14 protein-coding genes and 4 tRNA genes are annotated in these 12,588 nt (G+C 60.8%); 8 read left to right on the top strand and 10 right to left on the bottom strand.

Features of this window, described 5'->3' with window-relative positions:
* Positions 1 to 2: 2 nt before the first annotated feature.
* Positions 3 to 932, bottom strand: coding sequence for a 3-carboxyethylcatechol 2,3-dioxygenase (locus tag R0V12_RS07925; protein WP_070363133.1), 930 nt, complete (start codon positions 930 to 932; stop codon positions 3 to 5).
* 285 nt (positions 933 to 1,217) lie between these two features.
* Between R0V12_RS07925 and R0V12_RS07920 the strand changes: the two genes are divergently transcribed.
* Genes R0V12_RS07920 through R0V12_RS07885 form a run of 8 tightly spaced genes read left to right on the top strand, consistent with a single transcriptional unit; the run spans position 1,218 to position 7,983 of the window.
* Complete coding sequence (locus R0V12_RS07920) at positions 1,218 to 2,531, top strand: aromatic ring-hydroxylating dioxygenase subunit alpha (protein ID WP_256041857.1); 1,314 nt, start codon at positions 1,218 to 1,220, stop codon at positions 2,529 to 2,531.
* A gap of 33 nt (positions 2,532 to 2,564) precedes the next feature.
* Complete coding sequence (locus R0V12_RS07915) at positions 2,565 to 2,915, top strand: non-heme iron oxygenase ferredoxin subunit (protein ID WP_070363135.1); 351 nt, start codon at positions 2,565 to 2,567, stop codon at positions 2,913 to 2,915.
* Entirely contained in the window at positions 2,912 to 4,120 is a 1,209-nt protein-coding gene (locus R0V12_RS07910) for an NAD(P)/FAD-dependent oxidoreductase (protein WP_320072449.1), read from the top strand. The genes R0V12_RS07915 and R0V12_RS07910 overlap by 4 nt, the downstream gene beginning before the upstream one ends.
* 21 nt (positions 4,121 to 4,141) lie before the next feature.
* Positions 4,142 to 4,726 carry an aromatic-ring-hydroxylating dioxygenase subunit beta gene (locus tag R0V12_RS07905; RefSeq protein WP_320072448.1) on the top strand — a complete coding sequence of 195 codons (585 nt, stop codon included), beginning with the start codon at positions 4,142 to 4,144 and terminating at the stop codon, positions 4,724 to 4,726.
* 8 nt (positions 4,727 to 4,734) lie between these two features.
* Positions 4,735 to 5,556: an SDR family NAD(P)-dependent oxidoreductase gene (locus tag R0V12_RS07900; protein ID WP_070477503.1), complete on the top strand. Its 822-nt coding sequence runs from the start codon at positions 4,735 to 4,737 to the stop codon at positions 5,554 to 5,556.
* A complete protein-coding gene (locus R0V12_RS07895) occupies positions 5,550 to 7,208 on the top strand; it encodes an acyl-CoA synthetase (protein WP_320072447.1) in 1,659 nt (552 codons plus the stop codon). Before R0V12_RS07900 ends, R0V12_RS07895 begins: the two co-directional genes overlap by 7 nt.
* Before the next feature lie 13 nt (positions 7,209 to 7,221).
* Positions 7,222 to 7,545 carry a hypothetical protein gene (locus R0V12_RS07890; RefSeq protein WP_070363140.1) on the top strand — a complete coding sequence of 108 codons (324 nt, stop codon included), beginning with the start codon at positions 7,222 to 7,224 and terminating at the stop codon, positions 7,543 to 7,545.
* Positions 7,546 to 7,983, top strand: coding sequence for a PaaI family thioesterase (locus tag R0V12_RS07885; protein WP_320072446.1), 438 nt, complete (start codon positions 7,546 to 7,548; stop codon positions 7,981 to 7,983).
* Positions 7,984 to 8,056: 73 nt separating this feature from the next.
* On the opposite strand, the gene rplA is transcribed toward R0V12_RS07885, so the two are convergent.
* The 9 genes from rplA to R0V12_RS07840 all read right to left on the bottom strand — a co-directional run bounded on the left by rplA (position 8,057) and on the right by R0V12_RS07840 (position 12,505).
* Entirely contained in the window at positions 8,057 to 8,767 is a 711-nt protein-coding gene (rplA, locus tag R0V12_RS07880) for a 50S ribosomal protein L1 (RefSeq protein ID WP_070975772.1), read from the bottom strand.
* A 77-nt stretch (positions 8,768 to 8,844) separates the two neighbouring features.
* Entirely contained in the window at positions 8,845 to 9,273 is a 429-nt protein-coding gene (gene rplK / locus R0V12_RS07875; protein ID WP_070363143.1) for a 50S ribosomal protein L11, read from the bottom strand.
* A 167-nt stretch (positions 9,274 to 9,440) separates the two neighbouring features.
* Positions 9,441 to 10,376 (bottom strand): transcription termination/antitermination protein NusG, encoded by a 936-nt coding sequence (gene nusG / locus R0V12_RS07870; RefSeq protein WP_256006134.1) that lies wholly within the window; start codon positions 10,374 to 10,376, stop codon positions 9,441 to 9,443.
* 81 nt (positions 10,377 to 10,457) lie between these two features.
* Positions 10,458 to 10,781, bottom strand: a complete 324-nt coding sequence (gene secE / locus R0V12_RS07865) for a preprotein translocase subunit SecE (protein ID WP_252930988.1) — start codon at positions 10,779 to 10,781, stop codon at positions 10,458 to 10,460.
* A gap of 24 nt (positions 10,782 to 10,805) precedes the next feature.
* Positions 10,806 to 10,881 (bottom strand) — tRNA-Trp (locus R0V12_RS07860).
* Positions 10,882 to 10,944: 63 nt separating this feature from the next.
* Positions 10,945 to 11,016: transfer RNA gene (locus tag R0V12_RS07855), tRNA-Met, on the bottom strand.
* Between the two features lie 36 nt (positions 11,017 to 11,052).
* Positions 11,053 to 11,125: transfer RNA gene (locus R0V12_RS07850), tRNA-Thr, on the bottom strand.
* 198 nt (positions 11,126 to 11,323) lie between these two features.
* Positions 11,324 to 11,406 (bottom strand) — tRNA-Tyr (locus R0V12_RS07845).
* 82 nt (positions 11,407 to 11,488) lie between these two features.
* On the bottom strand, positions 11,489 to 12,505 hold the full coding sequence (locus R0V12_RS07840) for a polyprenyl synthetase family protein (RefSeq protein ID WP_256006132.1): 1,017 nt from the start codon (positions 12,503 to 12,505) through the stop codon (positions 11,489 to 11,491).
* Between the last annotated feature and the right edge of the window lie 83 nt (positions 12,506 to 12,588).

Raw genomic sequence — 12,588 nt, 5'->3', positions numbered from 1 at the left:
TCCTATGATGCGATGACCAGGCCGAAGCCTGCGACGAACTCTGGGATTGGGCGGTAGAACGTGAACTCCGCGTTGACTCCACCGTTGGCGGCGGTCAGCGCGGAAAACGCCGCAACCCAGGTACGCACCTCGTGCGAGGAGTGACCGGCTTCGTCGTCCATGGTGTCGGCGTCGTAGGCGTCGAATCGCGTCGATTCGCCGGAGATGCAGTCCGCCATGAACTTTTCGTCCCACTCTGGGTTGATGTCGATGATTCCTGCATTTGCGGCACCTTCTTTGCCGGCGGCGATGACGCGAGCTTCACGAGCGTCGCGGTCGGCCTGGTCCGGGTGGCCGTGGAGCATGAAGTGCTTCTGCGCGTCGGTTGCGGATGCCCAGCGTGGAAGCGGCGGGTCGTGGGACAGGCCACCGGAGGCAACCATCAGCACCTTCTTATCCTGGGCCTTCGCCCACTTGCCGACGGCCTCCCCCATCACACGGATGCGCTGCATCGCGGTGAACGGTCGGGCGACTCCGTTGACGAAGATCGGGATGACTGGCTTGGCGGTCAGGGAGCCGAAGAGCAGCTCGACAGGCTGTGCGCCGCCGTGGTCGAGAACCATCTGGCGGGAGATTGCCATGTCGACGTCCTGGTCGATAACGAATTGCGCGAGCTCTTCTGCGGCTGACTCGGGCACGTCGAATGGGCCAGGCGTAGTGAGGTAGTCACCCATCGATTCTGCTTGTAGGCCTACACAGAACGGGGGCATCAGGGTGTAGAAGAACCCGTTGAAGTGGTCCGGCGTGAAGACGATGACCAGATCTGGGTCATATTCTTCCGCGGCTTTGCGGGCTTTTGCGAATGCGTCTTGCAGCGCCTCGTTCACCTCTGGTTTTGGCTCGTTGATGCCGAGCAGCGGGCTGTGGGAAAGCGCAATAAGTTTTACGCTCATGGTGGCCTCCTCCGGGGCTGGGTTTATCAGCTGTCACATCTGACTGTAGAAGTAGCGCATCACACTCCGCACCCTCGTTCCGGGTTTTGGAACACTAAACCACATACTCAAAAGCAAGAATGCCTGGACTACCCTCGTTCCCTACCCCCGTTCCACAGATTCTGTTCTATTCACTGGAACACATACGCGAACATAACTGCCCCCATGTAGCTTAAGAATTGTGTGAAGCAAAGAACGCTTCAGAAGTAATTGTGCTTTCTATCACTAGGTGCGAAGGAGTTACCTATGGCAACGCCACCAAAGTCCGGCTTACAGCGGCCGCCAGAATTGGATCAGTGCATCGACGTCAGTGGCATGGTCGACCCTGAAGGTGGCCTGGTAGATCGTCGAGTCTTTACGGACGAGGCCGTCTACAAGCAGGAAATGTCGCGTATTTTTGCCCGTTCCTGGCTGTTTATCGCCCACGAGTCGCAGTTCCAGAAACCGGGCGATTTCTTCCAGACGTACATGGGCGAAGACCCGGTCATCGCGACGATGAACAAGAAGCGCGAAATCCGCGTGCTGCTCAACAGCTGCCGTCACCGCGGTGCCCGCGTGTGCCGCGCCGACCAGGGCCGCACGAAGATGTTTACCTGTACGTACCACGGCTGGGCGTACGACCTCGACGGTAACCTCGTCAACCTTCCTGGCAAGGAGCAGTACGACGAGAACTTCTCCCAGGACGACTGGCCGCTGGTCACGGTGCCACGCGTGGAGTCCTACAAGGGCCTCATCTTCGCGAACTGGGACGAGAACGCCGAGCCGCTCGAGGATGCGCTTGGTGATATGCGCTGGTACATCGACGCATTCATGGACCGAGACCCTGAAGGCACCTACGTCGTTGGTGGCGTCACTAAGTGGGTGCTCGACGGCAACTGGAAGTTGGCAGCGGAGCAGTTCGCTACTGACTGGTACCACGTCAACATGTCGCATGCCTCTGCGCTGATGGTGATGTCCCCGTCGGGCAAGGGCCCGAAGAAGGAGATCGCGGAGCGCACCGGTGTGCAGTACCACGACGACCACGGCAACGGCGCGGGCTTCCCAGTCCACCCGAAGAACCGTTTCGACGCCCAGCCGGTCCACGAGTACTACGACTACGACTTCTTGCGCGAGCGGCTCTCCCCTGAGCAGGTGATGGGCCCGATGACGAACGGCCACGCAACCGTGTTCCCGAACTTCTCCTACCTTCCGGTGAATGGCTCGATCCGCGTCTGGCACCCGAAGGGCCCGAACAAGATGGAAGTTTGGGCATGGACTGTCCTGGACCGTTCGATGCCGGAGGATGTGGCTCGCGCGCAGCGCCTGTACAACCTGCGCACTTTTGGCCCGTCGGGCATCTTCGAGCAGGACGACGGCGAGAACTGGTCTGAGTGCCAGTCCATCGCGCATGGCTTCATGGTTGGCAACACCCCGCTGAACTACCAGATGGGTATGGCCACGGTCGGCGAACGTGAAGGGTTCCCCGGCACTACATCCGAACTGTATTCAGACGCTGCTGGTCGTGCGCTGTACCGCCGTTGGCGCGAACTGATGTCGACCCCAGCTTGGCACGAGAAGTAAACCAAACACACCCTCGAAAGGAACCGAATTACCATGGCTGAACCAGTAAAAGTTGCTGACCTGGACGATCTCGAGCAGGAGGAAGGCTTCCTGGTCACGGAGGAAATGTCGGGATACGACAAGCCGATTGCACTCTTCCGCACCGAAGACGATGAGGTGTACGCCCTCGACGATATTTGCACCCACGAAATCGCCCACCTGTCTGACGGCTGGGTCGACGGCACAATGGTTGAGTGCCCGGTGCACTCCAGCCAGTTCTGCATGAAGACTGGCGCGGTGCAGTGCATGCCAGCGACCGAGGACACCAACACGCACAAGGTTGAGCTGCGTGGCGAAGAAGTCTGGCTCTACCCAGGCGTGCCTGCTGAAGGAGCCGACAAGTGAGCAGCACGACAATCGTAGGCGGCGGAATCGGCGGCTTTACCGTCGCTGATGAGCTGCGCAGGAACGGTTACACCGGTGAGATCACGATCATTGATCCGCTTGGTGTTCCGTACGACCGCCCACCGCTGTCCAAGGACTACCTGACCAACGAGAAGACGCGCGCTGAGATTGAGTTCCGCCCGGCGGAGTGGCTCGAGGAAAACAGCATTGTGCTGAAGCAAGCCACCGTTGAGCGCGTTGAGGCGCAATCGAAGAAGCTGGTGCTGGAGGGCGGTGAGGAGGTTGCGTACGACAACCTCGTGATCGCCACTGGTGGTACTGCTCGTCGCGGCAGTGCGCCGGGCTTCGACAGCGACAACGTCGTGGTGCTGCGCACTACTGAGGACGCTGACAAGCTGCGCTCGCTGATCGGCCCAGGCAAGAAGCTTGGCATCATTGGCGCTGGCCTTGTTGGTGCAGAGGTCGCGTCCTCTGCACGCAAGCTGGGCGCGGACGTGGTACTCATCGACCCTGCACCGGTATCCCTGGTCCCTGCTGTCGGCCCTGAGCTGGCGCAGCGCCTCCACGACATGCACGCGGAAAACGGTGTGGAGTTCATCAACGCGATGACCTCCAGCATCGAGGAGTCTGACGGCAGGTTCCACATCGGCCTCGACGGCCACGACGCCGTCACAGTTGACGCTGTGTTGCTGTGCATCGGCATCATCCCGGAGACGGTCCTCGCCGAATCCGCTGGTCTGGAGACCGATAACGGCATCCTGGTGGATGAGCAGCAGCGCACGTCGAACTCCTCCATCTGGGCTGTGGGCGACTGCGCCCGCACCCGCCTCGAGGATGGCACGCTACTTCGCCGCCACGAGCACTGGGACTCCGCAATCCAGGAAGCAAAGACAGCCGCCACCTCAATTATCGACGGCCCGTCTCCGAAACTTTCCGCGTCCTGGTTCTGGTCCGACCGCTACGGCGTCCACGTTGAGGGTACCGGCGATATGACTATCCCTGGCGAAACCATCATCCGCAATGACGCGGAGGGTCGCCCGGCCGTCGCGTTGCGCCTCGACGAGAACGGCGCCCTGGTTGGCGCGGCAGCAATCGAAGATTCGATGGCTGTTCGTGCGGCACGTCGCATCATCGACCGCGGTATTGCCGTCGATAAGGACAAGCTGGCTGACGCATCGATTCCTCTGAAGAAACTTGCTCGATAGCTACAAGAAAGGAATGGACTCGTGACTGACTTTCTACGTCGCGACGACGTGACCCCCGGGGAGCGAGTGGACCAAACCACCTACTTCGATCTCCAAAACATGTACTACGACGAAGCCGCCCTCCTCGACGAGGGACGCTACGTCGACTGGCTGACCCACTTCGACGAAGACCTCTTCTACTGGGCACCAACCCGCACGAACCGCCTCCGCCGCGAGCAGGCCCTCTCCATTTCGGACGAGGACGGCCCGGCCTTCTACGACGAAACCTACGACTCGCTAGCGTGGCGCATCCGCCGCTTCGACTCCGGCATGACGTGGGCTGAAGACCCGCCGTCACGTACGCGCCACCTAATCACGAACCTGATCGCACGGCACGTCACCGTCGGTGAAGGCGCCGACGCCGTCGAGGCGCTCGAGGTCCGCACCAACTTCTACGTCTGGCGCACTCGCCTCGAGCGCGAGCAGGACCAGTTTGTGGGCACCCGCACCGACCTGCTTCGCCCCGCGAAGGACGGTGAGGACGGCCCGAAGTGGAAGGTCTTTGACCGCCGCATCCTGCTCGACATCAACGTTCTGAACTCCAAGAACATCTCTACTTTCTTCTAAGGGCCGACATGCTACAAGGACAACACGTACTTATTACTGGCGGTGGCTCCGGACTTGGGGCAGCGCTGGCGAAGCGCTTCGTTGAAGAAGGTGCGCGCGTAGCAGTTGTGGACATCTCGCTCGAGCGATGCGAAAGCGTCGCCGACGAGATCGGCCGCGAGCACGTCCTGCCGCTCGAGGCGGACGTGACCGACACACACTCGCTGCACAAAGCCGTCGACGCTGCCGTGGCGGAGTTCGGATCCCTGGACACCGTCATCGCGAACGCTGGCATCTGGGACTACAACCGTTCCATCACCCGTCTCAACGGCGAAGAGATGAGCGCCATTTTTGACGACGTCATGAACGTCAACCTCAAGGGCTACCTGCTCACCGCGGAAGCTACGTGGCGTCACTTGCTAGCGTCGAACGGTTCGCTGATCTTCACGCTGTCCAACGCATCGACCTACGCGGCCGGCGGCGGGCCGGTCTACACCGCAAGCAAGCACGGTGCCGAAGGCATGATGCTTGAGCTGGCGTACGAGCTCGCCCCGAAAATCCGTGTCAACGGTGTCGGCGTTGGCGGCATGCGCACGAACCTATCCGGCCCCGCGTCCGCTGGCCTGGATGACCGGAAGTTCTCCGACATCATGGACAAGCGCGGCGACGGCGGCAACCCATACCTACCACTCCACGACATTTCTACTGACCCCTATGCATTCACCGGGCCGTACGTGCTGTTGGCGTCCAGGAAAGACGGCGCGAACATCACCGGCGAAGTGATCAAGATTGATGGCGGAATCGCGGCTCGCGGTTTCGCTAAGACTGCCGGAGGCGACAACCTATGTTAATTCGCGGTGTTGAGCACGACGCAAACACTCTCGACGTCAGCCCTTGCTTCCAAGTACAGCGCCACGCTGACTGGCAGCCAGAACGCTTGGCGATGGCCTACGAAGGCCAAGAAATCAATTACGGTGAGTTCCGTGACACCGTAGTCCGCTGGGCGGCCCAGCTGAAGGAAGCTGGCGTGAATCCGGGCGATCGCGTCGCTTACTTCGGTATGAACTCCAGCTCCTTCATGTATGGCATGTTCGCGTCCTGGTGGATCGGCGCAGTGTTCATGCCTGTGAACTTCCGCCTGGCTGCGGGCGAAGTCTCGCAGCTGCTGGCGATGGGCAGCCCGAACAGCATCATCGTGGAGGGCACGTTCCTCGACGAGGCAAAGCGCATCTACGGCGTGGAGCGCCACCATGTCCTCGTCGTCGATGACGACGAAGCCGCCCCACCAGAGAGCAATATCCCGCTGTACTGGTCGCGGACCTCGCAAAGCTCCGAGTACGAAACCGTGGCGGTGGAAAAGCCGACGCCACGCACCATGTCTGACTTGGCGCTGCTGCTGTTCACATCCGGCACGACTGGCCTGCCGAAGGGCGCCCAGATCACGTTCGGCAACCTGTGGTGGAACCAGATCAACGTGGACACAGCGATCGACAGCCGCATCGGCGACGCGACGCTCGCGTCCGCCCCGCTGTTCCACGTCGGCGCGCTGAACTCCTTCGCGGTGCGCGCCTTCGGCCGCGGCAACTCGGTTGTGGTGCACCGTACCTTCGACCCAGCCCGCATCTTCAAGGACGTCGCCCAGTACAAGATCGGTTCGGCGTTCCTCGTGCCGGCACAGCTCGAGGCAATGGCACAGCACGACGAGTTCGCCGACTCCGACCTTTCTAGCCTCCGCGTCATCATCTGCGCAGGCGCCCCGGTGCCACCACGGCTGATCCGCACGTACTGGGAGCAGAAGGACTCCGTCGTCCAGCAGGCGTGGGGCCTCACCGAGACCTCCCCATTTGCCACCTACCTCCCACCGGCCAGGACCATGGAAAAGCTCGGCTCCTGTGGCATCCCCATGGCGCACACCGAAGTCAAACTGATGGACACCGAAACCGGGCAGCACATCAAGGAACCAGGCGTTCCCGGCGAGATGTGGGTGAAGGGCCCAAACGTTGCCGTCGGCTACTGGAACAACCCTGAAGCAACCCAGAAGGCGTACACCGGTGGCTGGTTCCACTCCGGTGACATTGGCTACTTCGACGAGGACGGATACTTCTTCATCGTCGACCGCCTCAAGGACCTGATCATTTCCGGCGGAGAGAACGTCTACCCCGCCGAGGTGGAGCGCGTCCTCGCCGAACACGACGACATCCTGGCTAACTCCGTCATCGGTATCCCCGACGAGCGCTGGGGTGAAGCCGTCGTCGCCGTCCTGCAGGTCAAGGACGGCAAGGAACTCACTTTGGAAGAAGTCCGCGACCACTGTGCGAACTACCTGGCACGTTACAAGCTGCCAACCCGCGTTGTGCACGTAGATGAAATCCCACGCAACCCGGCAGGCAAGATCAACAAGATCCAGCTACGCCAGGAAGTGCGCGCGATGTTCGGCGAGAATCCCGAGACTGCCAGCCAGTCCGTCGTATCATCGCAAAATCAGCCCGACGCGCAGAAGTAAGGAGGCGGAAACGATGCTCGACTACCGCAACATCACCAAATCGCCGCTGAAGCACACGTACCCGTACGGCACCACGGACACCGTGGTGGACCTCGGGACTACCGCGGAAATCAAAGAGACCGTGGCTGAGGTGTTCAAACAGCAGCCGGAGTGCCGGCGCGTCATTGTGCCTGTGCCTGTCGGCGACACCGACGGCGTCATCGCTGCGGAGGAGGCCGGGCTGCGGTACGTCTTGGACGTCACCCAGCGTGATGGCCAAGAGTTCTCCCTCCTGGTTGCTGAACCCGACTGGGTCACCAACCAATCCATGGATATCGACGGACTGGAGTTGAAATAAATGGCCGAACTTAACGAGTTCCAGAAGCGCTGGGCGCACTTCTACCGCGAGGACGGCGGCGTCCAAGACGTGGCACAAACCTTGCGCGTTTACGCCATCGACGGCAACAAGGACCAGGTCAAGCTCGGTATGCCGCTGCACAAGGCGATCGCCCAGCAGGCCGGCATGTTCTCTGCCCCGGCGCTGTTCGGCCAAGCCGACTTGTGCGGCACCTGGCTGGCGATGCAGCAGGTACCAGAAGGCGTATTCCCGCTCGCTGTCTCGGTAGCTGGCAACGTGGTGTCCAACACCAAGGAGGGTGACGCAATCGCTACCGCCTCCATCGTGAGGGCGGGTCGCACCATCATCGTTGCGGACGTGGAGACACACTCTGAGGTCACAGGCGCCATTCTGTCGAAGTTCACCTTCACCTACTCGGTGCCGCGCCCCAAACAGTAACCAAGACGCAAGAGTAGAAAACACCCCAGTCGACGAATCGACTGGGGTGTTTTGCGTAGTAAAACGCCGAAGCTTACGCCTTCTTAGCGAAGTCCTTCACAACGTTGGTGTCCACTGGGACGCCAGGGCCCTGCGTTGCGGAGACGGTGATCTTCTTGATGTAGATACCCTTCGCGGATGCCGGCTTGAGGCGCAGCACCTCGTCGAGCAGAGCGCCATAGTTCTCAGCGAGCTGCTCAGCGGTGAAGGAAGCCTTACCGATCAGCGCGTGCAGGTTCGAAGCCTTGTCCACGCGGAACGCGATCTTGCCGCCCTTGGTCTCCTCGATCGCCTTCGCGACGTCGGTGGTGACGGTGCCGGTCTTCGGGTTCGGCATGAGGCCACGTGGGCCCAGGACGCGAGCGACGCGGCCAACCTTCGCCATCTGGTCCGGGGTCGCGATTGCGACGTCGAAGTCGATGTTGCCGGCGTTGATCTGCTCGATCAGTGCGTCGGTTCCGACGATGTCAGCGCCTGCAGCCTCAGCCTTGGTTGCGTTCTCGCCCTCTGCGAACACAGCGACGCGGACGGTCTTACCGGTGCCGTGTGGCAGGTTGACAGTGCCGCGGACCAGCTGGTCAGCCTTGCGAGGGTCGACGGACAGACGCATTGCGACGTCGATGGTGGCGTCGTAGTTCTTGGAGGAGGTCTCCTGTGCCAGCTTGACGGCGTCGAGCGGGTGGTAGAACGCGTCGCGGTCGACCTTTGCCAGCGTCTCGTTGTAGCGCTTGGACTTCTTAGCCATGTTGATTTCCTTTCAGAAAATGGTGTTGTCAGGAAATGTGGTACGCGCCTGGCCGGCGCTCCCACAGACGGTGAGAATTACTTCTCGACCGTGATGCCCATCGAGCGGGCGGTACCAGCGATGATCGCGGCGCCAGCCTCGATGTCGCGGGCGTTGAGATCCTTCTTCTTGGTCTCGGCGATTTCCTTGCACTGATCCCAGGTGACAGAGCCAACCTTCTGGGTGTGCGGGACGCCGGAGCCCTTCTTCAGACCAGCTGCCTTCAACAGCAGGGATGCAGCCGGTGGGGACTTCAGGATGAAGTCAAAGGAGCGGTCTTCATACACGGTGATTTCAACCGGGATGATGTTGCCGCGCATGGACTCGGTTGCAGCGTTGTATGCCTTGGTGAACTCAACGATGTTCACGCCGTGTGCACCCAGCGCAGGACCAACCGGCGGAGCCGGGTTTGCCATGCCAGCCTCGATCTGCAGTTTGATCAGGCCAGTGACCTTCTTCTTAGCCATCGAATTACCTCAATTCCTTGGTACAGTGCCGCCTGCCACGATGACGGCAGGAGCACTTCCGGATGCCCCGCTTGACGGAGCCACCGGGGAGAACGAAAAAACGTCGCGGGCCTTACGGCACACGCGACGTTCAACCTTACGCCCCCACTAGGCTCAAACGCAAACGGTTACATGATGCGTTCGATCTGGTCAGCGGTGAGCTCGACTGGTGTTTCGCGGCCGAAGATGGACACGAGCGCCTGGATCTTGCCGGTCTCCTCGTCGATCTCGGAAATGGTGGCGGACACGGACGCCAGGGCACCGGACAGGATGGTGACGGCTTCGCCGACCTTGTAGTCGTGGTCGATCTTCTTCGGCGCTGCTTCCTCCGGCATCGCGACGACAGTCTCGCCTTCGGCGTTCGGCTTGGTGTCCTCGCCGGTAGCTGGCTCAGCCTTCGGCATCAGGAACTTCGCCACGTCGCGGTGCTTGACCGGGGTAGCGTTGCCCTCGTTGCCCACGAAGCTGGTTACGCCCGGGGTTTCACGCACGACGGACCACGCGGCGTCGTTCATGTCCATACGGACCAGGACGTAGCCCGGCAACAGCTTGCGCTTGACGAGCTTCTTCTTGCCGTCCTTGTTCTCGATAGCTTGCTCGATCGGCACGACCACGTCGTAAATGGAGTCCTCCACCTCGAGCGTCTGGATACGCATGTCGAGGTTGGTCTTCACCTTGTTTTCGTAGCCGGAGTAGGACTGGATGATGTACCACTCGCCCGGCAGCTTCTTCAGCTCACGGACGTACTTGCGCAGGCGCGCGCGGTACTCGGAGTCATCGTCAGCCTCCGAAGCACCCGAAGCCTGCGAAACCTCGGCACCCTCAGCGCCCTCAGCGAGCGGCGACTCGGCCGCGGTGAGGTCGCCCTCCTGCACCGGCTCCTCGACGGCCTCAACGGCCTCGTCTGCCTCTACAGTGGCCTCTTCTATCTCCGGATCGGTGGCCTCGGTGACGGCGCCGCCTTCGGCGACCATTTCCTCTTCGGCTTGCAGTTCGGTTTCCTGCTCAGTTGCTTCGATGTCGGCGTTTTCCAGGTTTTCCAGGTTTTCCGGCTCGGTGGTCATGGTGTTTCTCCTTGGTGTGGCAAAAACTAATCCCGCCTTACCTCGAGGTTGAGGTGGCGGGACAATCACTTGTTGTTCATGTTAGCGGATGAATACCCATTGCATCAACATGGTGCCGAGGCGGTCGGTCCCCCACACGAGTGCGGTGAGCACGATGAGGAATGCGAATACGACGAGGGTGTAGTTGAGCATCTGGTTTCCGGTTGGCCAGATGACTTTGCGCATTTCCTGGACGACTTCGCCCGGGAACGCACCTGGGCCGCCGCCGAGGGATTCTTCGCGGTCCTCTTCCTGCTTGGCGGGCGCGTGCTTCTCTTCGTAGGAAGCGGATGAAACAGAGGAAACCCCGCGCAGCTGGCGCTTGCCGGTGGGCTGTGCTGGGTTGTGTTCTTGCGGATTAGTCAAAAGAACTCCTCTAACTACAAGTTTTGGCAGGGGCGACAGGACTCGAACCTGCAACCTACGGTTTTGGAGACCGTTGCGCTACCAATTGCGCCACGCCCCTAGGACACTGTGAACAGTGCTCCTAACCCTACCACGGGAAACGCGTTTCCCGTTTTGAGGTGAGTAGCGATGGCGAGAATTGAACTCGCGACACAGCGATTATGAGTCGCTTGCTCTACCACTGAGCTACACCGCCATGTGTTTGCCGCCACGAGGGCCATACAAACAACAGAGCCCCCTGTCAGAATCGAACTGACGACCTTTTCCTTACCATGGAAACGCTCTGCCGACTGAGCTAAGGGGGCACAGCCTCTATGTTGTGAACTCACCGTTTTGGTGTGTCCGCTCCGTTGAAGCCTTTGAAAGACTAACCCGGTTCTATCATTGAACGCAAATCGCCAGGTAGCAATAGCTTTTCGACGCCTTCTTCGTGCACGCTATAACGCGTCACTACAACATGAAAAATGCCCGCCCCTCACGTTCTGTGAGAGACGGGCTTGCGGTGCCAGGTAGAAGATTCGAACTTCTGAAGGCGTACGCCGGCGGATTTACAGTCCGCTTCCTTTGGCCACTCGGACAACCTGGCATGCACCGTAAGTGCGTGGACTACTTTACATCAACGCACCCGCGATAAGGCAAATCGCGTGCACAGAGGGCATATCCCACCGCTATCCGACGCGTTCGATAGCGTACACGGAGACCTGCCGCAGTGCTTGGTTTGCGGGGCCGTCGGGAAGGAAGTCGAGTTCGCGCTCGACGATGTCGAGATACTCGTGCACGGTGGCGAGGGAGCGTTGGCGCCCTTGCGTCTGGCCGAGCAGAGTGATGGCCCGTTCGACGTCGGCGTCGTTTTCGAGTGGGCCAGTGAGGAGGCTACGAAGCTCCTCTGCCGCGGGCGAGTCCTCTTCGAGCGCGTACAGCACGGGGAGGGTAAACACGCCTTCGCGGAGGTCGGTGCCTGGGGTTTTCCCGGACTGGGCGCTGTCGGAGTAGATGTCGATGATGTCGTCGACGATCTGGAAGATCATGCCGATGGCGCTGCCCATTCGGGAGCAGCTCTCGACGATGTCGCGCGACGCCCCGGAGTGCAGCGAGCCGAGGTAAGCCGCGGACGCGATGAGGACGGCGGTTTTGCCGTCGATAACTTTGAGGTAGTGCTCGACTGGGTCCTCCCCCTGGGCGCCGACTGTCTCGCGCATTTGGCCGGTGACCAGGCCCTGGAAGGTGTCGGCGAAGTGGGCGACGGTGTCGGTGTCGATTTCGCTCATGAGGCGGGAGGCGTGTGCGAACAAGATGTCGCCAGCAAGGATGGCGACGGTGTTGTTCCACCGCATGTTGGCGGAGTCGACGCCGCGGCGCTTCTCGGCTTCGTCCATGACGTCGTCGTGGTAGAGGGTGGCCAGGTGCACCATCTCGGTGGTGGTGGCGCCTTTGATGACGTTGGTGGCGCCCGGGTTGGGGCCGAACTCGCTGCAGAGCAGCGCCACGAGGGGACGAAAGCGTTTGCCGCCAGCGACTGCTAGGTGCATCACTTTGTCGGTAATGAACGCTTCACCTTGTTGGAGGCGTTCCCTGAGCAGCGTTTCAACGTCGCCCATGCCCTTCGTAACACGCTCGGTGAGGGCGTCGTCGCCTAGGTCCATGCGAAATCCATGGCGTGGTGACGGTGTTATGCCGTTGGTCATCGATGATGTCCTTGCAGGTTAAAGTACTCATTGCGCCATGCCCGGGGCATGTGCTGCGCGCGGTTAACATCACTAACCGTAGT

The sequence above is a fragment of the Corynebacterium sp. UMB2355A genome, from assembly GCF_033877495.1.
GTDB lineage: Bacteria > Actinomycetota > Actinomycetes > Mycobacteriales > Mycobacteriaceae > Corynebacterium > Corynebacterium pseudogenitalium.
The sequence above is the reverse complement of the archived record's forward strand: the minus strand, read 5'-3'. Positions and strand labels throughout refer to the sequence as shown.

Coding starts and splice junctions, on each gene's coding strand:
- R0V12_RS07915 (WP_070363135.1), top strand. CDS start 2,565: ATGGCTGAACCAGTAAAAGTTGCTGACCTGGACGATCTCGAGCAGGAG.
- R0V12_RS07920 (WP_256041857.1), top strand. CDS start 1,218: ATGGCAACGCCACCAAAGTCCGGCTTACAGCGGCCGCCAGAATTGGAT.
- R0V12_RS07890 (WP_070363140.1), top strand. CDS start 7,222: ATGCTCGACTACCGCAACATCACCAAATCGCCGCTGAAGCACACGTAC.
- nusG (WP_256006134.1), bottom strand. CDS start 10,376: ATGACCACCGAGCCGGAAAACCTGGAAAACCTGGAAAACGCCGACATC.
- R0V12_RS07925 (WP_070363133.1), bottom strand. CDS start 932: ATGAGCGTAAAACTTATTGCGCTTTCCCACAGCCCGCTGCTCGGCATC.
- rplA (WP_070975772.1), bottom strand. CDS start 8,767: ATGGCTAAGAAGTCCAAGCGCTACAACGAGACGCTGGCAAAGGTCGAC.
- R0V12_RS07840 (WP_256006132.1), bottom strand. CDS start 12,505: ATGACCAACGGCATAACACCGTCACCACGCCATGGATTTCGCATGGAC.
- R0V12_RS07885 (WP_320072446.1), top strand. CDS start 7,546: ATGGCCGAACTTAACGAGTTCCAGAAGCGCTGGGCGCACTTCTACCGC.
- R0V12_RS07895 (WP_320072447.1), top strand. CDS start 5,550: ATGTTAATTCGCGGTGTTGAGCACGACGCAAACACTCTCGACGTCAGC.
- R0V12_RS07900 (WP_070477503.1), top strand. CDS start 4,735: ATGCTACAAGGACAACACGTACTTATTACTGGCGGTGGCTCCGGACTT.
- rplK (WP_070363143.1), bottom strand. CDS start 9,273: ATGGCTAAGAAGAAGGTCACTGGCCTGATCAAACTGCAGATCGAGGCT.